The organism is Paenibacillus sp. FSL W8-0919 (genome assembly GCF_038003785.1).
GTDB classification, from domain to species: Bacteria; Bacillota; Bacilli; order Paenibacillales; family Paenibacillaceae; genus Paenibacillus_AQ; species Paenibacillus_AQ lactis.
Map to the genome: position 1 here is coordinate 209,294 of NZ_JBBOPV010000001.1, position 23,284 is coordinate 232,577.

Here is a 23,284-nt window from a genome sequence, read left to right on the forward strand (position 1 = left end):
CCTTTGTAAATTCAGCCCGCACTCTCACCATTGTAAACGCTTTACAAATCCATTATATGACTTGTGAAATTTTGTATCAAGAAAATATATACAATATAAAATTTTATTTCGTGGCAATCATCGATTTTCATAAAAATGATATTTTTTTCATCAGAAGGGTTTGTTATATATTGACAGTTGAATTCGCTTTCATTAAAATATGGGTGAATATAACGCTCGCACAAAATAAGGGCCATGCATTCCTTAACCGTACACCCGGTATGGAACAACCCCGGTATCTCAATTCGAGAAGCCGGGGTTTTTTGTCGCCGGATTTCATAAGGAGGTGATGCAATTAACTGCGGACAAGCCTTACCACTTCTAACGATTACATAGGAGGTAGAGTATGAAGAAATTGATGAAAATGACAGCCGCGCTGTCCCTCGCGTTATCCCTGACGCTGGGAATGTTTACCCCTGCCCATGCAGCGCCGGATACCTCGGTATCCAATAAGCAGAACTTTAGCACCGACGTCATCTATCAAATTTTTACGGACCGGTTCTCGGACGGCAATCCAGCGAACAATCCGACCGGCGCGGCGTTTGACGGGACCTGCACGAATCTCCGATTGTACTGCGGAGGCGACTGGCAGGGGATCATCAACAAAATCAATGACGGTTACCTGACCGGAATGGGCGTTACGGCCATCTGGATTTCCCAACCGGTTGAGAATATTTACAGCGTCATCAATTATTCCGGCGTCAACAATACGGCCTATCATGGCTACTGGGCGCGGGACTTCAAGAAGACGAATCCGGCATACGGCACGATAGCTGATTTCAAAAACCTGATTGCCGCTGCACATGCCAAGAACATTAAAGTGATTATCGACTTCGCCCCGAACCATACGTCTCCGGCCTCTTCCGATCAGCCATCCTTCGCGGAGAACGGGAAGCTGTACAATAACGGCACGCTGCTTGGGGGATACACGAACGATACCCAAAATCTGTTCCACCATAACGGCGGCACCGATTTTTCCACGACCGAGAACGGGATTTACAAAAATCTTTACGATCTCGCCGACCTGAACCATAACAACAGCACCGTAGACGTCTATTTGAAGGATGCCATCAAAATGTGGCTGGATCTCGGCATCGACGGCATCCGCATGGATGCAGTCAAGCATATGCCGTTCGGCTGGCAGAAGAGCTTTATGGCCACCGTCAACAACTACAAGCCGGTCTTCACCTTCGGCGAGTGGTTCCTCGGCGTCAACGAAGTCAGCCCGGAAAATCACAAGTTCGCCAACGAATCCGGCATGAGCCTGCTCGATTTCCGGTTTGCTCAAAAGGTTCGCCAGGTGTTCCGGGATAACACCGACAATATGTACGGCTTGAAATCGATGCTGGAGGGCTCCGCAGCCGATTATGCCCAGGTGGATGATCAAGTGACGTTCATCGATAACCATGACATGGAGCGGTTCCACAGCAGCAATGCAAACCGCCGGAAGCTGGAGCAGGCGCTGGCATTTACCCTGACCTCCCGCGGCGTTCCTGCCATCTATTACGGCACCGAGCAGTATATGTCAGGCGGGAACGACCCGGACAACCGGGCACGGATCCCTTCCTTCTCTACGACAACCACCGCCTATCAGGTGATCCAAAAGCTTGCTCCGCTGCGCAAATCCAATCCGGCGATCGCCTACGGATCGACGCAGGAGCGCTGGATTAACAATGACGTGCTGATTTATGAGCGCAAATTCGGTAATAATGTTGCGGTCATTGCCATCAACCGCAATCTGAGCACGCCGGCTTCCATCTCCGGCCTGGTCACTTCTCTGCCGCAGGGCAGCTACACCGATGTGCTGGGCGGCCTTCTGAACGGCAACACCTTAACCGTGGGCTCCGGCGGAGCCGCTTCGAACTTCACGCTCGCCGCCGGCGGCACAGCCGTATGGCAATATACAACGGCCACGACGACCCCAACCATCGGGCATGTCGGTCCGATGATGGCCAAGCCGGGCGCATTGATCACCATCGACGGACGCGGCTTCGGTACCAGCAAAGGCACCGTCTACTTCGGGACGACGCCGGTAACCGGCGCGAACATCACGTCCTGGGAAGATACGCAGATTCAAGTAAAAATCCCTGCGGTTGCAGGCGGCATCTACAATATTAAAATCGCGAACGCCGCCGGAGTGTCGAGCAATGTCTACGACAATTTCGAAGTGCTGTCCGGCGATCAGGTTAGCGTCCGCTTTGTCGTTAACAATGCGACAACCTCCCTGGGGCAAAATGTGTTCCTGACAGGCAATGTCAGCGAGCTGGGCAACTGGGATCCGGCCAAAGCGATCGGCCCGATGTACAATCAGGTCGTTTACCAGTACCCGAACTGGTACTACGATGTTAGCGTACCGGCAGGAAAGACCATTGAATTCAAGTTCCTGAAAAAATCAGGCTCCACCGTCACTTGGGAAGGCGGAAGCAACCATACCTTTACCGCACCAACCAGCGGCACGGCAACCATTAATGTGAATTGGCAGCCGTAAGGGATTGAATTTATACAAAATAAAGCAACAGCAAGCGGCTCTGGAGATTTTCCGGAGCCGCTTTGCTTTTAGCTTGTTTCTACTTTGAGCAGCCTTGAGCCGGTGAAGTCCAGCTTCGACAGAAGCAGACGGAACCCTGCTGCAGACATAAGTGCTTCCCTGTACCTGGCCAAGCGCACGATGTAGTGGAGAGGTCAAATCGATTCCGGAAAAGCGGAGCGGTCGCCTTTGTCTCCGATATTCCACCCTTGCGAGTTATATTTCAAGAATATCGGGGACAACAGCGATGGGAGGAACGATGTGTACTCGGAACGTACACCAAAACAAGCTCCGCTGGACTTCTTAGGGAACTGCACACGAAAACAAGCTCCGCAGGATGATATCGCGGAGCTTGTCTATTATCCCTCCCCAGCTTGAGCCGGTGAAGTCCAGCTTCAACAGAAGCAGACGGAACCTTGCTGCAGACATAAGTGCTTCCCTGTACCTGGCCAAGCGCACGATGTAGTGGAGAGGACAAATCGATTCCGGAAAAGCGGAGCGGTCGCCTTTGTCTCCGATATTCCACCCTTGCGAGTTATATTTCAAGAATATCGGGGACAACAGCGATGGGAGGAACGATATGTACTCGGAACGCCTTTTCGTGCGCAAGATCCCCCAAAGGAAGCACTTTACACACCCAGAGTCGTCTGCTCGCAGAGCGAAACTTCAACCGTGTGCAAGACTCACGTTTTGAATTGCACCAACGACTGACGCAGCCGCTCGGACAGCTCCTCCAGCCTTCCGGACAGGGCGACCAGCTTCTCGCTCACCTTAAACTGCTCCGATGACATCGAGGCGACCTCTTCGGTAGCCGCGCTCGTCTCTTGCACGATAGCACTCGCCTCTGTAATGGAACCGGTCAGCGTATGCTGAGAATCCATCAGCTGCTCCACGGCCGAGGCGGAGCCAGCAATCTCCGCAAGCAGCACATCCATCTCCCGGCGCACATTAGCGAATACCTCTTGCGCTTGCTGCACGGAGTGCAGCTGCTCGTCAAACAGAGGCGATGCGGACCTTAGCGCATCCACTGAGCGCTGGACCTCTGCCTGGATTTCCAGGATCATCTTGCCGACCGTCTGAATGGATTCCTTCGACCGGTCCGCCAAGCTTCGAACTTCATTGGCAACGACCATGAATCCGCTGCCCGCGGCGCCGGCCCGGGCCGCCTCGATCGTTGCATTGATGGACAGGATATTGGTCTGATGCGTGATGTCCGACATCAGCTCCAATATTTTATGAATGGATGCGGTATTGGTCTGGAGTTTCTCCGCATTGTGCACAATGCTCCGATTTACCTGGTGGATTCTCTCCGACTGTCCCACGAGGCTATCCATATGGAGAGCACCGTCCCCCGTTACATCAAGGACGCGGTCAGCCGCCGACTTGATGATCCGATTCGATTCCGACACCTTGTTCATCTGCATGCCAATATGCTCGGCCAGCTGATTTTCACGCTCCGCCTCCGCAGCGAGGTGTCCGCTGCCCTGAGCAATTTGCTCCATCGCTGCGGCAATTTCGCCGGCGGTGATCGAGGTTCCTCTGGACGCCTCGGCCAGCTCCCCGGCTGTCGCCAGCACTTCACGCGCGGAGACATGGGTCTGTTCGACGAGAGCCGAGATTTGCCCCATCATGCGGTTGAAGCCGTCGCCCAGGCGGCCGATCTCATCGGCCCGCTGAAAGTCGGTGCGAACCATTAGGTTCCCCTTCTCTCCTTCCTCCATTAGACTGCACAGCTGATTTAGAGGACGTCCGACCGTACGCATCATATAATAGCCAATCAGCACCGCAATGACGATCGCTGCTGCGATGACCCCAAGCGTGATGCTGAGCAGCTTGTCCGTAGCCTTTACGAAATCGCTGACCGGCGCGAATCCCACCATATACCAAGGAGCCGTTTTTAACGGCGTGTACACGACCATCTGCGCATCGTCGGTATAATAAGTCCCGCTTGCTTGCGCCTCTTGGGGAACCGTTATGGTTGAATGCTGCATGAGCTGCGTTAGATCCGCGTCATACACGATTCGGTTATCCGCCGCGACCATTCGCATCCGCCCATGTTCCCCGATCCTCAGGTTGGACAGGACCTCGCCGATCGCCTGCTCCTTAATATCTATCAGCAGCACGTACTGGGCATGAGGCTGTTGGAGATTTTTGAGAAGCCGCCCCATCGTCATGGAGGCCAGCTTCTCATTTCCCATGAACCCTTTCGCCTCCGCCGGGAACCAGACGGGTTCGCCGTCCGCTTGAAGGATGCGGTCAATCTTGGTTTTTACCGTATCGGCCGACGATAAGCCGGAAATCCCCGTGGAATTATAAGAGCTCTGCACGGTCATAGCCGGCGAAATCAATCGCATGCCGACAAGCCGGCTGTCCGACGAAGCGAAGCCGTTCAGCTTCTCCCGAATCCGATTCTCCGCCTCGGTTTTGGCCCGGATGCCGACGTCCGGCGTGCTGACCGTAACCAGATCTTGGCGAAGCACCGTATCCAGCGCCCATTGCCGGGATACCCCTTCATATTGGGCCAACAGGAAATCAAGCTTGTCCGCCGCCTGCACCATTTGTCCCGACGTCGCCTCGGACACCTGATCCATGACCGTATCCTTTGCTATGGAATACGACAGCAGACCAAGCCCTGCGGACAGCGCAACGACGGTTGTAAAAAAAATGACGAACAGCTTCATGCCAACCGCTTTAAATTGAAAGCGCGTTTTAACATTCATCGTTATGTACCCCCTGCACCCAAATTCATGCAAATGAGAATTTTGCAAAAATCCAAAGAGCAACTCCCATTCTGTAATATATGGAGCGTCGATTTTGCTCGCCCATCGAATACAGCCGGAAGCGACGGAATCGATTTTTGCAGCATCCCAGAAATAAAAAAGAGACACAGCAAGCGTTAACCGGCTGTGTCTCTTCGCTGTGATCCCTCTAAAGTTTGCTTCTCTCTATCTAAAGCGTGAATGGATGTAACGCTTATCATCTGGCTCTTTAGCTTTGGATCCAGCTTAACCTTTGCTCGCGCCTGCCGTCATGCCGTCAACCAGCAATCGCTGCAGGAAGATAAACAGGATCGTAATCGGCAATGCAATCAGAACCGAAGCCGCCGCGAACAGCGTAAAGTTACTGTCCTGGGTGGAGTTGACCAGGTCCCATAGACCGACAGCCAGCGTCCAGTTCTCTTTCGTCCGCAGTACGAGACGAGCAAAGATGAAGTCTACCCATGGTCCGACGAATAGCGTCAAGCTCATGTACGTAATCATCGGCTTCGACAGCGGCAGAATGATTTTGCGGAAAATCTGGAAGTTGGTCGCACCGTCGATTTTGGCCGCCTCATCCAAGCTACGCGGAATCGTATCGAGGAAGCCTTTCATGATAAGCGTTCCTCCCAGCGGCGCCCCGGCCGCATACACGATAATCATCGCCGCATGCGTATTCAGCAGGTTCAAGGAGTTGAGCAGGATGTAGATTGCAATCATACTCATGAAGCCCGGGAACATGCCCAGCACGAGAATCGTGGACAGCGCGTTCTTACGGCCTTTGAACCGGAAACGGGAAACCGCATAACTCGTAAGCAGTACGAGGATCGTACCGATCACCATCGAGAAGAGTGCGATTTTGAGCGTATTCATGTACCAGGTTTCGAACAGGAAGCTCTGGGACGTGAACAGCTCTTTGTAGTGATCCAGCGTAAATCTTTCAGGAATCAGGGACTTGCTGTAGAGCGACTTTCCGGGACGGAAAGAGGACAGAACAATCCAGAGCGCCGGGTAAATACAGCAGATCGCGATAATAACCAGCAAAATGTAGCTAGCCGTTAACCGGATCGCGTTTCTCATTTTAATTCCCATTATTGGATCATATCCTCCTCTTTAAATGATCTGGTTCGGCGATAGTTGTAAATCGAGAAGGTCGCGATAATCAGGAAGATAATGATCCCGATCGCCGACGCCATATTATATCGCTGCTGATCCAGTGTCAGCTTGTAGAGCCAGGTTACCAAGAGGTCCGTTGCTCCCGCATATTGATAGTCGCCCACCACCGGGTTCCCGTTGGTGAGGAGGAAAATCAGGTTGAAGTTGTTGATATTACCGGCGAACTGCGTAATGAGCACCGGTGCCGTCGAGAACAGAATCATCGGCAGCGTGATAATTTTGAATTTCTGGAAGCCGGATGCCCCGTCAACGTCAGCCGCCTCGTACAGGTCCTTCGGAATCGTTGTCAGCACGCTCATAACCAGCAGCATGGATACCGGAATGCCGACCCACATGTTAACGATGATGACGGTTACCTTCGCCCAGAACGGATCGGTCAGCCATGGAAGGCCGTCCATACCGAAATATCTTAAATACTGGTTAATCGGTCCGAATTGGCCGTTGAACATGTTGCGCATCACGAGCAAGGAGATCAGCTGCGGAATCGCATACGGAATGATCAGGATGACGCGCCACAGGCCTTTGAAGCGAATGCCTTTTTGCTGAATAAGCAGCGCTACCAGCACCCCGCCGAAATACGTGGTCACCGTGGCAAGCACCGCCCAAATGATCGTCCAGGTCAGTACTCCGAAGAAGGTGTGGCTCCACGTTTTTAAGGCAACGAGATTCGTAAAGGTTTTAAAGCCTACCCAGTCTACCAGATTGGCAGGCGGCAGATTGTTCGGTGCGGAATAGTTCGTGAATGCCAGCAAAATCATGAATATGATCGGCATGATCGTAAAGAACATGATACCGATAGCCGGCAAGGTCAGAAACGACTGCGCAAATTTGATTTCAAAAATATAGTTAAGGGTTTGTTTAAAGTTATTGGGTGCGATCCCCATGTCCCTTTGTTTTCCAGCGTTATATGCGTTCTTGATATTGGCATAGTATCCAACAAGGAATACGGCCAGCATCATGACTGTAATTAGACCTTCAATCAACAGATTGATGGAGTGGTCGCCTGCTACCATTTGGGTTAATCCGTTAACCTTCGCTAAATGGCTTCCCTGGTCCCCCAGCGTTGCCATGCCCCAGATTGCGTCTCCGAGGTTATTGATAAAGTAATACAAGCTGAATACGCCTACGATAAGCAAAAGAATGCCTTTAATCCATTGACGATTGTAAAGCTGACCCAGACCCATGCATATAGCTGACAGTACAGCCGCTATCGTACGATGTTGACGCATGCTCCCTCCAATCTCCTCTACCGTATAATCGAGGAATCACCCGCCGACCATCGGCGGGTGAACTTCTTCATCTTTTTCGTGTTATGAAGCTGTATGTCCCTTACTCGCCGCCTCCGCCGCTGTTCAGGTCTTTAACTTGGTTTACGGCTTTATCAAGCGTTTCTTTAATGTCTTTATCGTTATCCCAAATTTCAGACAGGGCAGCGCCTACAGGAGACCATACGTTAGCCATTTCCGGTACGGAAGGCATTGGCTGGGAAGACTTGAACTGCTCCGTGAATGCCGATACGTACTCGTCATTCTTGATTTGGTCATCTTCTTGCGCTTCGATGTTCGTTGGAACCGAGCCTACCAGGGCGCTCAGTTTCAGCTGAGCTTCTTTGGTCGTTGCAAAGTCAGCGAACAATCTTGCAGCTTGCGGATATTTCGTGAACGAGCTTACATACCAAGCTTTGATACCGGAGAACGATACGGCAGGCTGTCCGCCGATGGCCGGGATTGGAGCTACGCCGAGCTTGTCGCCGAGCGCTTCTTTATATCCGCCAAGCTCCCATGGTCCGTTGATATCCATTGCCAGATCGCCGGAAGTGAACAATCCGCGCTTGATATCAGGCGTGATGTCGCCGGATTTAACCGGAAGGATTTCTTTCAGGCTAGCGTATACTTCCATACTCTTTACGGCACCCTCGTTGTTCAGACCGATGTCATTGACGTCCGTGCCACCGCTTCCAAAGATGTAACCGCCGTTGGATGCCAGGAATGGATAAGCAAAGTACAAGTTACCGGTTTCAAACATGAAGCCGTATTTATTCTTGTTCTTGTCTGTGAAGGTTTTGCTGAACTCGATGACTTCTTCCATCGTTGTAGGAACTTCCTTCACCAGATCCTTGTTATAGTACATCAGGTAAGTTTCAGCCGCACGCGGGTATCCGTACAGCACGCCGTCGTAGCTGACACCTTGGATCGCTGCTTCCGTGTTGCTGCTCTTTGTTTTTTCCTCGAATACGTCGTTTGGCAGAACCAGGTTCGTCGTAACGGCTTTACCCAGGTTGTCGTGCGGGAACAATACGATGTCCGCAGCCAGTCCGGATGGTCCGTCCTGCGCAAGCTTGGTTACTTGGTCGGTTGGGGACAATTCTTCGATCGTAACTTCTACGCCGTACTTCTCGGTAAATTCCTTGGCAATCTCATCCGTATAGGCTCTTTCGTCACGGCTCTCCCATACGATCAGCTTCGCGCCTTCTTCAGGCTTCAGTTCTACGGTTTCTGTATTTTCAGCCGGCGTCTCTGTCGCAGGCGGGTTCTCTGCAGGCGCTTCCGCAGCCGGAGTACCCGAGTTTCCTCCGCATGCCGTAATGGAGAATGCCAGCGTGAAGGTTGCAGCCAGCGTCAGAATTTTCTTCATCTTCATTCCATGATTACCCCTCTCAATAATGATCAGAAATGTTGGAAATCTGCGCAAACGATTTCAGAAAATTTTCAGCCTCTCTTTTTCTATGTAACGTTTGGCGAGAAACCAAGGAAAAATTCCGGTGAGAAAGCGCTTCATCCACTGTAGACATCATACAACATTTCGGATTGATTGCAAAAACGTTTGCACAGATCGTTTTCGCCCAATTTCCCGTAATAATCATATATTATCTTTGCCTTTCACCCGATTTCGTAAGTTATCGCAAAAATAAGTGCGCAACATCCTGTGCAATCCCGTCGTTTTGCCCATGGAATCAGACAAGAATAACCGGAAAACATCTGCTGCTTGAACAAACGTTTGCACAATGAGTTCTGTCTTCTCTCTGACTGATATAATCAACCGAATAAACCCATGGCTATGGCGTTTCTGATCAGTCATTGACCCAGCACGATCTGATATTTTGGTCAAAGGTGACTGCGAACAACTGTGCTACGTTGAGCCCCTAATGAATGCAAACCGGAACACGTACCGTGCCCCACAGGGAAAGTGCGCACACAGCAAACCCTGGTGTTGAAACACCAGGGTTACAGCTATTATCCTATATACCCGCTAATGGTTAGGGATTAATTCATAGCCAGTCTCTTTTTTCAATAAACCGCTTCCCGAACAGCAGATACACGATACCTGTTAGCAATACAATGGACCACAAGCTATAAGGCTCAACTCTTGGCGCGTAAATTGCTGCTTGCGGCATCATGACATAGTAGGGAATCGTAAACGGAAGCCAGGCCCCAATCGCGGAATGAAATCCCGTCAGCACGATATTCGGCACGACATAACCCAGAGACATGGCGAGAGAGGCACCGAAACTGCGTACTCTTATTGAAACGATAAGCTGTAATGCAGCGAGCGGAAAAACTCCGATCCATCCCCCAATGACCGAATACAGCAATGTCTTCCACGGAATCTCGCCGGGTGCATCGACCAAAAAGCCTGTTGCGACATAACCGAGCAAAAAAACGAGCTGTACCAGCGCCAAAATCCCGATTAACACAATGTATTTCGCATAAAAGATTCTGCTGCGGGGAATCGGCATACTCATGGTTATTTTCCAGCCCCCATCCCGATGCTCATATAAACATAACAAGGAGGCTACAATCCCGCTATACAGCGGAAAGAAAAACATGGAGTGTAAATTGACACTGTGGATATAGAGCGTAGTCCAGCTAGGGGGAAAAAAATCCCTTAGGCTCTGAAGCTGCATCGCTCCCATCGCTGAGTTGATCAGCGTATCCAATATGATGAGCGCAAGGATGACACTCCATTGAAGCTTCATTCCTTCGGCACGTATCAGCATTCTCATAATCCAGCAACCCCCTATTCAAATTCTCTCCTGGCGAACAGGAGAGCTCCCAGCACCGACAACATGATTCCTACTCCAAGTGAGATTCCGATCCACTGCATATGGCCAGGGATCAGCGGGCTGGATAGTGCCGGATACGACCAGGGAAGGACTTGAATTATAAAGGAATTGCTTCGCGCCAAAAACAGGCTGGAAATGGAGCCGAATATCCCCACAGCCAGCGGTAATGCCTGGTTGGAAAACACCGTGGACAGCCAGAGCTGGATCGCCATCATCGGCAATGTCGATAAGTAGGCGAACAGTGGTTGCAATATCATAATTCCCCAAGGTATCGGTTCATTCGAGTACAGAACCCAGACCACGCACATCCCCACGATCGTAATGATTACGGCACATAACTGCAAAATGAGGATCCATGCTAATTTTGCCACGTATACAGAGGGTTTGGGAACAGGCATCGCGAGAAGCTGCTTCCATGCCTTGGTTTCATGCTCAGTACCGGCCATAATGCTGGCAAGGAGCGTAATCCCCAACAAAAATACGAAAGACAAAAACATGTACATTACTGCAAATCCGGCATAGATCCCTCCGGGACCTTGACGAAAATAAAGATACCACTCCAGTGCCGTCATGCTGATCAGAATGATGCCCTGGATAACAGGCATCCACCGGCATAAACGCTTCAGCTTTAATCCTTCTGCACGCATCAGCTCCAGTATCATAAGCTGTTCTCCTGACCGGTTAATTCCAAGAAGATTTCCTCGAGGGTTTTCTTCTTCTCCGTTACCCGGTAGACATCATATTGCCGGTTAATTAGAAAGCGAAGCATTTCCGCTGATTGCGGCCTGTGGATCACAGAGGTCCGAATCTGGCCTGTTTCTAATTCCGGAACCGCATCCCAACCACGATCGTTTAGATCCGCCGCCGCTTCCAGCGGCCGATCCGTCTCAACCCATACATAAGGCTTGCTGCGATCAGTTAATTCCTGAAGCGGTCCTTGAAAAATCAATTCCCCCTGGTTAATAATGCCCACCCAGGTTGCAACCTGTTCGATTTCGCTCAACAAATGACTTGAGAGCAGCACGGTTATGTCAAAATCACGCGGAAGTCTCGTAACGAGCTCCCGAATTTCCTGAATTCCCGATGGATCAAGTCCGTTCGTCGGCTCGTCCAGAATTAATAATTTGGGATTCGTAATGAGCGCCATGGCGATTCCGAGCCGCTGCTTCATGCCAAGAGAATAACTTTTGACCGGCCGATGAGCCGCCTGGCTCAGCCTCACCCATTCCAGAACCTCCTGAATTCGGGATTCCGGTACCCCATGGATTAGCGCGATGATCTTCAAATTTTTATATCCTGAAAGATGAGCATAGTAGGACGGGGATTCTACCAGAGAACCGACATCCTTCAAAATGTCCATTCGGTGCTTCTTCAGATCCTTGCCAAGGATACGAATCTCGCCGGACGATGAACGGATCAGTCCCAGGAGCATCCGAATCGTTGTTGTCTTGCCTGCGCCATTAGGCCCCAAAAATCCATAGATCTCCCGCTTGGGGACCTTCAAGTTAATCTGCTTAACCGTCTCCCGCTGCCCGAATCGCCGGGTCAGCTCATGCGTCTCGATTGCATATTCGTTCATCTCTTATTCCTCCTGCTTGGCATTGCTAACACTTAAAGTGTAGCAACGGGAAATTAACAACAGGTAAACAATAAATGAACGATAAGATAATTTATGGACGGATCGGCAATACAATTTCAACCCGGGTGCCTTTACCATCTGCCGGTAGAATGTTCATTCGACCAAAATGAGCTTCAACAAAAGCTTTGGCTATCGCTATTCCTTTACCGGATTGATTTAGGTTGTGTCTTAATTTCGTTTCTTCGATTCCGATGCCATCGTCCTCGATCATAATACAACAATGGTTTTTCTTTACGGAAATGTTGCATTGAACCTCGGTGCCGGGGGGATTATGGATCACCGCGTTCATGATTACATTTTGAAGAGCTCTGCCTAACAGTCTGCTGTCAAACTCCATGCTGCACCCATTCTCTTCAGGATGAAACGTAAAGGAGGTTTGCTCGGCTAACGGATGGTTGGCGATATCGATCATCAACTCACGCAGAAAATCGACCACATCATCTATTTTTTTATTCATAGGGAACTGTTCGACAGACCACCGGCCCGCCTGGTTCAAGTCATGGATGAGTTGCTTCATTTCCGCGGTCTTGCCGCTGATCTGCCTGCTAAAATTCTGCTTTTCTTCATCAGACCATACATAATCGTCAGCCGTGAGCATATGAGCATAGCCTTCGATATAGGACAATGGCGTCTTAAGATCATGGCTAATAGCCGCGATCCATTCCTGCTTCTTGGCTTCCAAATTCAGTCGTTCGGTCTCGCTGCGCTGCAGTTGGTTCGCTAATAAATGCATTCGATCAAATAATTCTTTATATAGGACATACGGATAACGATAATGGTTATGTTGCGAGCCATTAAAGCCATTAAAGCCATTAAAGCCATTGAAGCCATTGAAGCTACGGGAGCCGTCAGAGCCCTTGGTGTAATCAATGCCTCCGGAGTCAGCGGGGCCATCGTGGCTATTTGTGCCATCCAAGCCGCGATCACTCTTCGGCTGGCGGAAGTGTTCTAGCGGTAGGCTGTAGTTCCCATCAGATAATCGGTTGATCCAGCGGATTAAATACGTGAGCGGTTTGCCCACGCACCAACCGAAAGCAATAATAAAAATAATCGTCAGCACAAATCCTGTAACAACAAAGAAAGTTTTCATAGAAATCGCGCCTCGGGGATTCATCCAATCGAGAAGATATATATATATCACTGCGCATAAAATAAAACTTAAGATAGACATTACCACCAACATCAGGGTTACCTTGATAAAGCGAAAAGCCATTCTCACCATCGGATTCATTCATTCCTGTTCCTTCCTCGGAGTCAGCATTTTGTAGCCAAGCCCTCTTACGTTAACAAGAAACCGGGGATTTCCAGGATCGGGCTCTACCTTTTTCCGTAGTCTGAAAATATGGATGACAACCGTCTTCTCGTCTCCAAAGTAGGGCTCTTTCCACACCGATTCGTATAATTGACGCGTACTGAAAATACGGTTGGGATGACGGCATAGGAATACGAGCAGCTCCCACTCACGTGCCGGGCACTCCACATGCTTGCCATTTACGGTCAGCTCCCCGGCCTCAAGATCTACCCGAAAATAACCAAAATCCAGCAGTTGGGTTAACCGTGACTGGACCGCTCTTTTCTCCCGCATTTTATACTTCAGACGAGCTTTGGTGCGGGCTACAACCTCCAATGGATTAAATGGTTTCGTAATATAATCATCCCCGCCAATGCCAAACCCCATCAGCTTGTCCAAGTCAGCGTCCCGGGCGGTTAGAAAAAGGATCGGCGCTTCGGTCTGTTTGCGAATTTTCCGGCATACCTCGAAGCCGTCTATATCCGGGAGATTGACATCCAGAATGATCACATCCGGATTAAACTCCGTTAATATTCGCACCGCATCCTGCCCCGTGTCCACACTTCGAATATGCCAGAAGCCTTCCTTCTTGAGCACCGTAGTCAACATATCGCATAACCCTTGCTCATCGTCTACAAGCAGAACAGAAAAGTTTTCCATTGTATTTTTTCTCCATCATTATCATAATTCAACAAACTGTTAACTGTATTATATAACAGTGAGGAAATATATTAAGCCCATTTCTGGATTCTTGTTAGGAAAAGGATGCAACCAACCACCCCTTATAACAGAATCCAAGAATGGGCTTACCTGTACTTTGACTGTATCATGTATTACTCGGCTGAGATTCTAACGAACGAGGATATTACCGCTTCCTCTTCCAGCGTCTCTTCATCATTCGATGAACGATAGGAGGAGGCTTGAATTTCAAACATTTCCGCGTACGTTCCATTTAATCTCATCAAGCTTTCATGGTTTCCAGCCTCAACAATTTGGCCTTCTTCCAACAATATAATTTTATCGGCTGTTTTGGCAGAAGATAATCGATGAGAAATAAAAACTCCGATTTTTTGATGTGTCAGCTGCTCAAACTTGTTAAAAACCTCTTTCTCTGAATGAGGATCTAGATAGGAGCTCGGTTCGTCCAAAATATAAACATCTGCATTCCTCATAAAGGCTCTGGCGATCGCAACACGCTGCCATTGTCCGCCTGATAGCTGCTGGCCGTCGTCAAACCATTTTCCAAGCATCGTATTTAATTGGTTGGGCAGACGGTTGATTAATTTTGTAATGCCGGATTGTTCAATGGCCTTCCATACGAGCTGATCATTGTCCTTCTGTGTCACATCCCCAAAACCTACATTATCCTTGACGGTCATTTCATATTGGACGAAGTCCTGAAACACCACCCCCATTTTTTCACGGAAGCTCTCTTTGTTCAAATCACGTATCGATTGACCATTAATTAGAATGTCCCCTTCAAAATTGGAATATAATTGGGTAATCAGCTTAACAATCGTAGATTTTCCGGAACCGTTTTTGCCTACAATCGCTAATTTCTCGTTTCGATTCAGTGTAAAACTAATATTCGAGATTGCATTTTTATTTGTATTTGGATATTTGAAGGATACGTTACGAAATTCAATGCTGTGAATATGGGATATCCTTTGCTCAATCTCTTCCACTTCTTCTTCCTCCGGCATGTCCAGAAAATCAAAGAGCTGCTTAACATATAAGTTATTTTGACATAGACTCAAAATTCCTTGAACGATATTTTGCGACGTCGACTGGGTAAGATTGATGGCCTGAATGAAGCTGATTAAATTCCCCAGCATGATTTGGCCGATATACGCACTCCGGACAGCCAGTAAAATAATGAATCCGCTGGCTCCCTGATTGATCACCTGAAAAAATAACGAGGTATACGACCTCCGCGAAGCCAGTCTTTTGTCCTCAAGATAAAAGCCATTTAGGATCGATAAATATCTTTCTCGTAGATAATTCCCCAGCTGGAATATTTTGATTTCCTTAAAACTGTTATCCCGAGTCACCAGAAATGACAGATACCATGATTCACGCTGCTTTCCTGCTCGCTGGTAATAGGTGTGGAATTCTCTCTGACCAATCTTCAGGAAAGAATAAAACGACAGACAAGGAATCAGAATAATCACGAAAATCACCCACCACTTCCAAGCGATCAGAATGGCGGAGGCCGAAATTAATGTGACGACACCGCTAATAATTGCGAGCATTTGCACAAATATTTCAAAGGGTCTGTAGTTGGCTTCTCCTTGCGCACGCTGCAACTTGTTCTGCACATCGGCGTCTTCAAAGGACTGGAGCGTCATCTGATGCGCCTTCTCGATTAATTTTAAATTGACTCGATTGGATAGAAGGCTTTGAAACATTTTCCGAAAATATCCGTCTACGATTCCAATGAAATCCGCTAGAATGTTCAACAACATCAAAAATCCAAAGGCTAGAAGAATGGGCCTGAACTCTCCTTGCGGCACGCTTCCCACTACGCTGTTTATCAATTCTCTTGTTGCAAGCAGGACAACCGCAGGCAAAATCCCCTTAAACAGGTTTGAAATCAAGATTCCGATTAAATAACCGGCATGAGTTTCCCACAGAAGCTTGAATATACGGGGCCAAAATAAAAATGTCCGAAATATATTTTTGGAGGAAAACGACACGTATTCGTCCTTCATATTGGTATCAGGAGATAACATGTAGAGCTCCTTTCGCATGATAAAAATGAGCTGCGGTATATTTGGCTAAAGCCATACATTTAATCTCAAGCTCCCTGTCAACACCAAGCAAACGGTTTAAATGCATATGCACCAAACTCGCCAGAATATCGTGTGGATGATTCGTCAGCCCCCTCTGTTTGGCTTCCTCTATGGATTTGGAGTACGTTCTGAGCAAGGTTCGCCTCTCATCAAGTGCTTCCATTATGATATTTGAAGCGTCGACCTGGTAGAGCCGTGAAGGAGCTGAATCGGCGGCATTAATCAATGTCTTTTTCAACTCTCTGTATGCTTTCATATGATCCTTCCCGTCGACTCTTTCCTCCAGCCACTGCTTCTGCCCCCCTCTCGAAAGTCCAAAGCTGTCCAGAATATCCAGTATGTTGACTACTGCTATAACTTCTTGAGCAAGGTTTAATCGTTTACGCCGAGCTTCCCCGAGATAAAGACTTACAAGCTTGCTATCTGCAGCAAAAATGTCTTCTGCCATTCCGGTCAACTCTACGCCGCCATACCTCTCGAATTCGGGGACATAAGTATCGATCGTCATGGAAACCGCTAGTCCCGCATGACGCAGCCTCTGCATCCACTGACTGATTTGAACGATCCCTTTAGACCAGAGCACTTTCGGATCTCCATTAAACCTTAATCTTATGTGGTTCTCCTGGTCTTTATAGCGTACGAAGTAGAATCTTCTGCTCCAATCATCAAATTCAGGTTGTCTCCATAACTCTGCCAGATGCAAGCCCAGCAATTCAGTCTCCCGCTCCGACGTTCCGTATAATTTGATATAGAGCCAGTCTTCGCCCGGAAGAACACCTCTCAATGCATCCGGTAGATCGTTCGCATCGTTTAATGCACCGCGCACAGGAGTTGATTGAGGAACACTCCTGGTATTTAATATAGGAAACACAAATTCACCGATATAGGTTTCACCTTCAGAATGAAGAGGCGAACAGCTTGGATGATCGGTACATTCCGTCAGAATCAATTCTTGACCGTGTTGAAGCTTTCCCAGCTCGCGTTTCACTTCTTCTACACATAACGGATTGTTTAAATCGAGCAGCAGTCTGTTATCCCCCATTGCCAAATAAACATACCGGGGTACCTTCCATCGTTCCTTCCATGAATGGAATTTATCAAGCCACTCTTCTCTCTCCTCGGACGATCCCCACCCCTGTGTATGCTTTCCCAATCTCCACTGGGCCGAGCTGATAATGATGTTCTTATATCGGAGTCTTGGCAAAAAAGGTGACTGCTCCACGGGCCCCCAGTTAAAATAGGACCATGTTTTTGTAAGCTTTCTCGTTATATCACTGAGGAACCTGAAGATCGGAGGGGAGATTCTGTGATTGAACATATGGGTCTGGAGCGGAATGATTTCCCTTCCAAGCTTTTTTGATTTGATATAAAAACGATCATAGGTTGCCCCAACCAGAAGATCGTCGACATGAATCGTGTTCCGCTCATTCTTTGATGACGTTGTACCCGAAACGATCTCGTATTTCAGCAAATTTTTCCCTATCATAATATTCGATATCCTTCCGCTGGAGGGCATAAATACCATCTCCGCCATGGCGGCCTCAGGATGCAATCTCTGAACATGTGAATGAATTTGTTCGAAGTTTTGGAGAAATGCTTGATCAAACATATCCAAAAAACGCCCGAAAGTTTTGCCCGCCCCGCTTGATCCGGCACTCGCACCCAGCACTAACTTGTAATCCCCTTGATCGACATGCTTCTGGGAAGCAGCCACCAGAGAATAATAAATCTCCAGAGATTCCGGAGCGTTCCGTGGATCATGATTCAGAGTGAGTTCTTGAATCTGTTCATCCGTCAGTACATGCTCAGCGGAGCCCTGCGAAATTGCCTCGGTTACCAACTGGAATAGAATCGAGTTGCGAGTATAGGAGGCCTGTTGGGTTTCTGGGTTGAACTGGGGTTGATAGGCTTTAGGGATACCTAACCCCCAATCATTATCGAAGAGCTCATTGATTGGAATTTCCTGATAGACCCCATATTTCTCGAGAAAACGGTTTAAATACTCATTTAATTCCTGTCCTTCCGGCACATGCAATTTGCACATTAGCTCTGCGCCCAAGACAACATCGTTAGCTACGGACCACGGAAGAGAAACATCCTTCTCCAACCTCACATCCACCTGAACCAAATTACTCGTCTTTACGACATCAAGCATCTTCTCCGTAAGCTGGCAATAGATATCCTCTCCGTTGCCAATCTTGCTGGTTTCGTATTGGAACAACAAGTCCTGAATCTCGCTCAGTACCTCCAACCACTTGTCAGACTCCGATTTATGAGACAATACCGTTAGTACATGTTTTAGCGGCGGTACATCCATAAGCGGAGGCCGAAGCTCACTCACAATAAACTCTTGCTCTAACAGCTGCCGTAAATAATGATGAATGATGTCCAGGTTAGATTCCGGGAATGCTCCTAAAATCTTTTGTTTCAGCGTCTTCATAACCACAGGTTCATTTGCTGCCTGAAGCGTCAAATCAACCACCTCTGTCAACCCAATCGAATTGACTCCTTCGGGAACAGCGTCCAGATTCAATACCCCGTATTGAGGCCGAAAGGGTAATTTGATCCGATTTCCTTTGACCATCAGCGTTCGATTCGTGCGAACCTTCAATTCATCAAATATAACGGGATCGGATTCAATTAGCTTTATTAAATGAAAAATCCATTCCATATCGGGCCTTGCCCTTTTCTGGTCGTCTGGGAATGAACCTACCATAAGGTCGCTCCGGTCTCCAAAACGTCCTTGACCGACTCTTGAAAACAGACCGAAAGGCGTTGTGCGTGTCGACATTCGAATAAAATAGCGGAACAGGCTGATCAGCGTCTTTTCAACTTTTTGCATCGTTTTTTTGTCAGCTTCATCCGTGGAGGTGTTCAGAAACTCGAAGAAGGACCTCAGAGACGGAGAGGCAACACGGATTGCTTCCTTCACTATGGATCTGGAGGCCTCTTCTTTCAAACGTCCGATTGTCTCAAGCTCAACCTTCTCTGATTGGACTTGGTGCTGGGAAATAACCTGTAAATAGGTATCAAGTGAAAGCAGCGGGGTTCTTACTATGAAAAAATCACATGGCTTGAACCATCGTTCCGATTGTTTTTTTCCTTCATGTGTTACTTTGACTCCCCTGTCATTTAAGCTGGACTGTTCTTTCATTATGATCCACCTCCAACATATTATTCATGATATTCAATCGGTATCCTAGCCCATGACAGGTCACTAATATTTTGGGATTGCTAGGATCCTCCTCTATTTTCTCCCTCAACTTTCGAATATGAACATATACTGTATTCGACGATGTAAATGTATCAACTCCCCATACCTTATTGATAATATGATCAATATTTATCACCCAGTCTCCGGACTCCAGGAGATATTCAAGCAGCCTGTATTCCATCAATGTAAGCATTTGCCCTCCTCCCTGCTTCCAAATCATTTTGCAGCTCGGGTCAAATATGACATCGGGCGATAAATAAATGACCTCTCGCTCCGGGCCTGTTTTCTTCACGTCAGGTTGGGCAGAAATAGAAAATAACTGATTTAAAATCTCGTATTCTAGCTGTTCATTATTTCCCGGTGTGATAAATACAAAAGGAAAAGCACTCTTCTCTCGAAGCCTGTGCCAAATTGACAGGTCTCTCAAGGTTATATTCTTCTGACACACAAGTACTCCCATACATCGGTGATCAGTTATCATTTCAATTTGGTTAAAGGATTCGCAGGATAATACTTCAATGCTGCTAGAATGAGTAATCCGGTTTAGAAACATCATAATGGGACTATCAGGTGAAACAGCCACAATTGTTCTCTTCATATTAACCCCCTGTTAGTAATAGTCCTGCTTTAACTCAAGCTATGACATGAGAAATAACTCTCTCCATTTTCCCAGATACATCGGATCATCCCGTTTTCCGTAATCAAGCAAGCTCAAAGCAATTCCGACGGCTCCTTGCAGCAAGCCCGGATTGTCAGTACTTATTGCATCTTCTTGATCCCGATAACCAAAGGGGCATGACTCATCAAACATTTTCACCAATCGCGATGCCACTTTGTCTGAAAACAAAGAAGCTTCCCGAATATCACATAGCGCATGCCAATGGTTGGCTAACTGCAATAAACCAGCTAGTCCATGGCAAAATGAAGGCGTCATGGAACCGAGCTCCTTCTCTCCGAGCCTGAAGGCAGATCCTGCAGCTTCCGCAGCGACCCTCTTCCACCCCTCATTGTTGCAATGGATTCCTGCCCGCAATAATGCAAACGAGATTCCTAAAGTGCCGTGACACCAGCCTTCGATTTGCCTAATCTCTTCCCCTTCACTTCGATATGAGCTGCCTGGTCTGGAAGACATCGGCCAGAACCGCCCATATCGGTCCTCTCGTATTTGCTGTACCATATAGTGAGCAATTCTATGGATCGTATGTTGCAGGTTCTCAACCTCAACACTCTTGTGAAGAGCAGTAACCAATAAGGCAAGAGTGCCGGCAAGCCCGTGAGCCATGCCGTGATGCACCAGTTGATCCATACCAGAGCGGATATCATCCATCATGGCGCCGGATTTTCCGACTATATTCATGATCAGAGGAACGGCAATATCTCGCATGTCCTCATCATACCCGCTTGCCTCCAGCACATATCTGGCAATACCGCATAAGCCGCGTATGACATCGAGTGAATCCAAGCCTAGAATCGGTCTTTCGACATATTGGCTTGTTATATATTGATTTAATTGAGAGAGAGCTTGTGAATAATTCGTCCGATCATCGGATGCTATGAACAGTCCGTAAGCGACCCCTGTTACTCCTGAAAAAAGTGAAATGTCAGGAGTACGAAGCGGCGTGGCTTTATATAGAGACAATAAATGCTGATGAATAGCCCCCTTCCAGCCCTGACCCGGTTCAAGCCGATCCCATTCCGCAAATAATGCCCATATGCCCGGAATACCGTCGGCTAAGGAAATCGGATTCCAAGGGGCTGATCCCCTGGAAGGAGAATGATTTGCGGGGCTCATTGCAATCTTCTCTATATATGGAAGATCAATCAGCCTTTCGGCAATAAATTTACTGATCCTAATAGATTGCTCCTTCAAACAGCTTGTCCTCACATCGCTTCCTTCTCCCTTCAAATATAAATACGTGAGAAAAGACACGGTTTAAAATAACCGTGTCTTTTGTTGCCCGTATGCTATGATTAACAGGTTCTGCAGAAAGACAAGCTGATTTTGCAATTCAATGTTCCTGTCAGGCATGATGGCGTACAAATAAGACCGCTGGCAGGTTGTACTTCATTTGGTGCAACCTCATTTTGCGCAACTTGCAGGTCCAGATCGAATTGGTTGTTCAATCATCTCACCTCCTTTAATTTACAATTAAATAATATCAATCCATATATTAAATAATCTTTATAATTATCTTAAATATAACTTTATTTATTGGACTCTCCTTAACGATTATTAATGAATAATTAAATAGATTTTAAGGACAGGCAATCGAACCTTCTACGATAATTTAGATAGGTGTGGATTCTGCAAAATTCTGAGGCAACAATAAGGAGGAGACGCGCGTGAAAGAAGATATGTTATTTGTCAAAGAGCAAGGCTCATCGTACATAAATGAAAAGGGAATGGAGATCAGCAAAGAAATTGCGATTCGCTTGAGTGATCCCAAATTCGTATATGAATCTGTTCATACGGCAGACAACGTTATGACGGACACCGAATTCTTCCCTTGGGGAGGCGTTTCCTTATCGCACGGCTACCCGGGCAATATTCATCTTTTATCACTATGGCGTACCATCGATAGATCCGGAAATTGGAATCAGGCAATCCATTCCAATTTGGTTGAAATCCAGTCATACCTTGCCAGGCACGGAACACAAGATATTTCCCTCTATAGCGGCTGGGCTGGAATCGCATCTGCTGTATTCGCTGCTTCGAACCATGGAGAATTTTATAATCAATTCCTGAATCAGATCCATCGCTGGATGTCACCTGTCGTCGAGCGGTGGCTGCGAGAAAGCACGGAATTGCTGCATCAGAAGAACGGGGTACCTGTCGAGCTGTACGACACGATATCAGGTGCGAGCGGCATTGGAAGATACTTGTTGAAGAACGCAACGGACCCTATTATCGTTCCGTTAATTGAACCCATCCTTCGCTTTCTTGTCGAGCTTACGGAACCCATATGTGCAGATGGCAAGATTGTTCCAGGCTGGTTTACCCCCATTAAATTCGACTCCTCTGCCGGCAATAAGCGCAATTTTCCAGTAGGCAGCTTCAACTGTGGAATGGCACACGGGATTCCGGGGCCTCTAGCGTTGTTATCCGTCGCTTACAACAACGGAATTGAAGTGTCAGGGCAGTACCGTGCAATCGAATATATCACCGAATGGTTACTAGATTCACAATTAGAGGATGAATGGGGATGCTATTGGCCGCATATCATTCCTTTCGAAGAGCTAATGACCGATAACAAGCTGCTTCGCCAAAGAGAAGCCTGGTGTTATGGAACACCTGGTGTAGCATCTGCCTTATATCTTTCTTCCATTAGCCTGAATAACCCGACCCTAGCACAGACTGCCCTCCAATCTTTTATCAATGCGGTCTCCTACGAATGCGAAAGGAATCGCATGGATTCCCCTTCGTTATGTCATGGTCTGTCCGGGCTTCTCCTTATGTGCTTGCGAATGGGGAGCTCCACCAAAGATCCGGGAATCGAGCCATTAATCGATCAGCTCATGGCCGGACTGCTTCAACGATTCGACTCCAGCTCCCCTCTTGGCTATAAAGATGCGGAACCAGGGACGGCAAATCGTATGCGATGGCTTACCAAAGCCGGGCTTCTTGAAGGAGCTGCAGGAATTGCTGCCACACTGCTCGACGTAGGAAAAGCAGAACCTAGCGATTGGGATTATTTGCTCATGCTTTCATAATCCCTCCTTTTATTTGAATTTATGATCACTTCTTACATCTGAATTCATAATTTCTCCATACACTTAGAATCGTAAT

The 23,284-nt window shown here is 47.9% G+C and carries 16 protein-coding genes; 2 read left to right on the forward strand and 14 right to left on the reverse strand.

Going from position 1 to position 23,284, the window contains the following annotated elements; translation table 11 throughout:
• Nucleotides 1–385: 385 nt before the first annotated feature.
• Nucleotides 386–2,527 carry an alpha-amylase family glycosyl hydrolase gene (locus NST44_RS00855; RefSeq protein WP_007132713.1) on the forward strand — a complete coding sequence of 714 codons (2,142 nt, stop codon included), beginning with the start codon at nt 386–388 and terminating at the stop codon, nt 2,525–2,527.
• A 722-nt stretch (nt 2,528–3,249) separates the two neighbouring features.
• Here the strand turns inward: NST44_RS00855 and NST44_RS00860 are convergent.
• The 14 genes from NST44_RS00860 to NST44_RS00925 form a co-directional block, all read right to left on the reverse strand.
• On the reverse strand, nt 3,250–5,286 hold the full coding sequence (locus NST44_RS00860; protein WP_340897363.1) for a methyl-accepting chemotaxis protein: 2,037 nt from the start codon (nt 5,284–5,286) through the stop codon (nt 3,250–3,252).
• 285 nt (nt 5,287–5,571) lie between these two features.
• Nucleotides 5,572–6,414, reverse strand: a complete 843-nt coding sequence (locus NST44_RS00865) for a sugar ABC transporter permease (RefSeq protein ID WP_007132715.1) — start codon at nt 6,412–6,414, stop codon at nt 5,572–5,574.
• Nucleotides 6,414–7,727, reverse strand: a complete 1,314-nt coding sequence (locus tag NST44_RS00870) for a sugar ABC transporter permease (protein ID WP_007132716.1) — start codon at nt 7,725–7,727, stop codon at nt 6,414–6,416. Before NST44_RS00870 ends, NST44_RS00865 begins: the two co-directional genes overlap by 1 nt.
• A gap of 100 nt (nt 7,728–7,827) precedes the next feature.
• Complete coding sequence (locus NST44_RS00875; protein ID WP_213617275.1) at nt 7,828–9,138, reverse strand: sugar ABC transporter substrate-binding protein; 1,311 nt, start codon at nt 9,136–9,138, stop codon at nt 7,828–7,830.
• 628 nt (nt 9,139–9,766) lie between these two features.
• Entirely contained in the window at nt 9,767–10,501 is a 735-nt protein-coding gene (locus NST44_RS00880) for an ABC transporter permease (RefSeq protein ID WP_144869545.1), read from the reverse strand.
• Nucleotides 10,502–10,515: 14 nt separating this feature from the next.
• Nucleotides 10,516–11,223 carry an ABC transporter permease gene (locus NST44_RS00885; RefSeq protein ID WP_340897370.1) on the reverse strand — a complete coding sequence of 236 codons (708 nt, stop codon included), beginning with the start codon at nt 11,221–11,223 and terminating at the stop codon, nt 10,516–10,518.
• Nucleotides 11,220–12,140, reverse strand: coding sequence for an ABC transporter ATP-binding protein (locus NST44_RS00890; RefSeq protein ID WP_340897371.1), 921 nt, complete (start codon nt 12,138–12,140; stop codon nt 11,220–11,222). Before NST44_RS00890 ends, NST44_RS00885 begins: the two co-directional genes overlap by 4 nt.
• A 91-nt stretch (nt 12,141–12,231) precedes the next feature.
• Nucleotides 12,232–13,431, reverse strand: coding sequence for a sensor histidine kinase (locus tag NST44_RS00895; RefSeq protein WP_340897373.1), 1,200 nt, complete (start codon nt 13,429–13,431; stop codon nt 12,232–12,234).
• A complete protein-coding gene (locus NST44_RS00900; RefSeq protein ID WP_340897375.1) occupies nt 13,432–14,151 on the reverse strand; it encodes a response regulator transcription factor in 720 nt (239 codons plus the stop codon). It lies immediately after the preceding gene.
• Nucleotides 14,152–14,324: 173 nt separating this feature from the next.
• On the reverse strand, nt 14,325–16,223 hold the full coding sequence (locus NST44_RS00905) for an ABC transporter ATP-binding protein (RefSeq protein WP_340897377.1): 1,899 nt from the start codon (nt 16,221–16,223) through the stop codon (nt 14,325–14,327).
• Complete coding sequence (locus NST44_RS00910; protein WP_340897379.1) at nt 16,210–19,437, reverse strand: lantibiotic dehydratase; 3,228 nt, start codon at nt 19,435–19,437, stop codon at nt 16,210–16,212. The genes NST44_RS00905 and NST44_RS00910 overlap by 14 nt, the downstream gene beginning before the upstream one ends.
• Entirely contained in the window at nt 19,412–20,095 is a 684-nt protein-coding gene (locus NST44_RS00915) for a winged helix-turn-helix domain-containing protein (protein ID WP_340897381.1), read from the reverse strand. The genes NST44_RS00910 and NST44_RS00915 overlap by 26 nt, the downstream gene beginning before the upstream one ends.
• A 39-nt stretch (nt 20,096–20,134) precedes the next feature.
• The gene (locus NST44_RS00920; protein ID WP_340897383.1) at nt 20,135–21,367 is read right to left on the reverse strand and encodes a lanthionine synthetase C family protein; all 1,233 of its coding nucleotides are present in this window, start codon (nt 21,365–21,367) and stop codon (nt 20,135–20,137) included.
• Between the two features lie 101 nt (nt 21,368–21,468).
• Nucleotides 21,469–21,621: an FDLD family class I lanthipeptide gene (locus NST44_RS00925; RefSeq protein ID WP_220686521.1), complete on the reverse strand. Its 153-nt coding sequence runs from the start codon at nt 21,619–21,621 to the stop codon at nt 21,469–21,471.
• 219 nt (nt 21,622–21,840) lie between these two features.
• Between NST44_RS00925 and NST44_RS00930 the strand changes: the two genes are divergently transcribed.
• Entirely contained in the window at nt 21,841–23,208 is a 1,368-nt protein-coding gene (locus tag NST44_RS00930; protein WP_340897390.1) for a lanthionine synthetase C family protein, read from the forward strand.
• Nucleotides 23,209–23,284 lie beyond the last annotated feature (76 nt).

What these genes read in the sequence shown, in the direction of transcription:
- NST44_RS00855 (WP_007132713.1), top strand. Translation starts at nt 386, where the DNA reads ATGAAGAAATTGATGAAAATGACAGCCGCGCTGTCCCTCGCGTTATCC.
- NST44_RS00860 (WP_340897363.1), bottom strand. Translation starts at nt 5,286, where the DNA reads ATGAATGTTAAAACGCGCTTTCAATTTAAAGCGGTTGGCATGAAGCTG.
- NST44_RS00865 (WP_007132715.1), bottom strand. Translation starts at nt 6,414, where the DNA reads ATGGGAATTAAAATGAGAAACGCGATCCGGTTAACGGCTAGCTACATT.
- NST44_RS00870 (WP_007132716.1), bottom strand. Translation starts at nt 7,727, where the DNA reads ATGCGTCAACATCGTACGATAGCGGCTGTACTGTCAGCTATATGCATG.
- NST44_RS00875 (WP_213617275.1), bottom strand. Translation starts at nt 9,138, where the DNA reads ATGAAGATGAAGAAAATTCTGACGCTGGCTGCAACCTTCACGCTGGCA.
- NST44_RS00880 (WP_144869545.1), bottom strand. Translation starts at nt 10,501, where the DNA reads ATGAGAATGCTGATACGTGCCGAAGGAATGAAGCTTCAATGGAGTGTC.
- NST44_RS00885 (WP_340897370.1), bottom strand. Translation starts at nt 11,223, where the DNA reads ATGATACTGGAGCTGATGCGTGCAGAAGGATTAAAGCTGAAGCGTTTA.
- NST44_RS00890 (WP_340897371.1), bottom strand. Translation starts at nt 12,140, where the DNA reads ATGAACGAATATGCAATCGAGACGCATGAGCTGACCCGGCGATTCGGG.
- NST44_RS00895 (WP_340897373.1), bottom strand. Translation starts at nt 13,431, where the DNA reads ATGAATCCGATGGTGAGAATGGCTTTTCGCTTTATCAAGGTAACCCTG.
- NST44_RS00900 (WP_340897375.1), bottom strand. Translation starts at nt 14,151, where the DNA reads ATGGAAAACTTTTCTGTTCTGCTTGTAGACGATGAGCAAGGGTTATGC.
- NST44_RS00905 (WP_340897377.1), bottom strand. Translation starts at nt 16,223, where the DNA reads ATGTTATCTCCTGATACCAATATGAAGGACGAATACGTGTCGTTTTCC.
- NST44_RS00910 (WP_340897379.1), bottom strand. Translation starts at nt 19,437, where the DNA reads ATGAAAGAACAGTCCAGCTTAAATGACAGGGGAGTCAAAGTAACACAT.
- NST44_RS00915 (WP_340897381.1), bottom strand. Translation starts at nt 20,095, where the DNA reads ATGAAGAGAACAATTGTGGCTGTTTCACCTGATAGTCCCATTATGATG.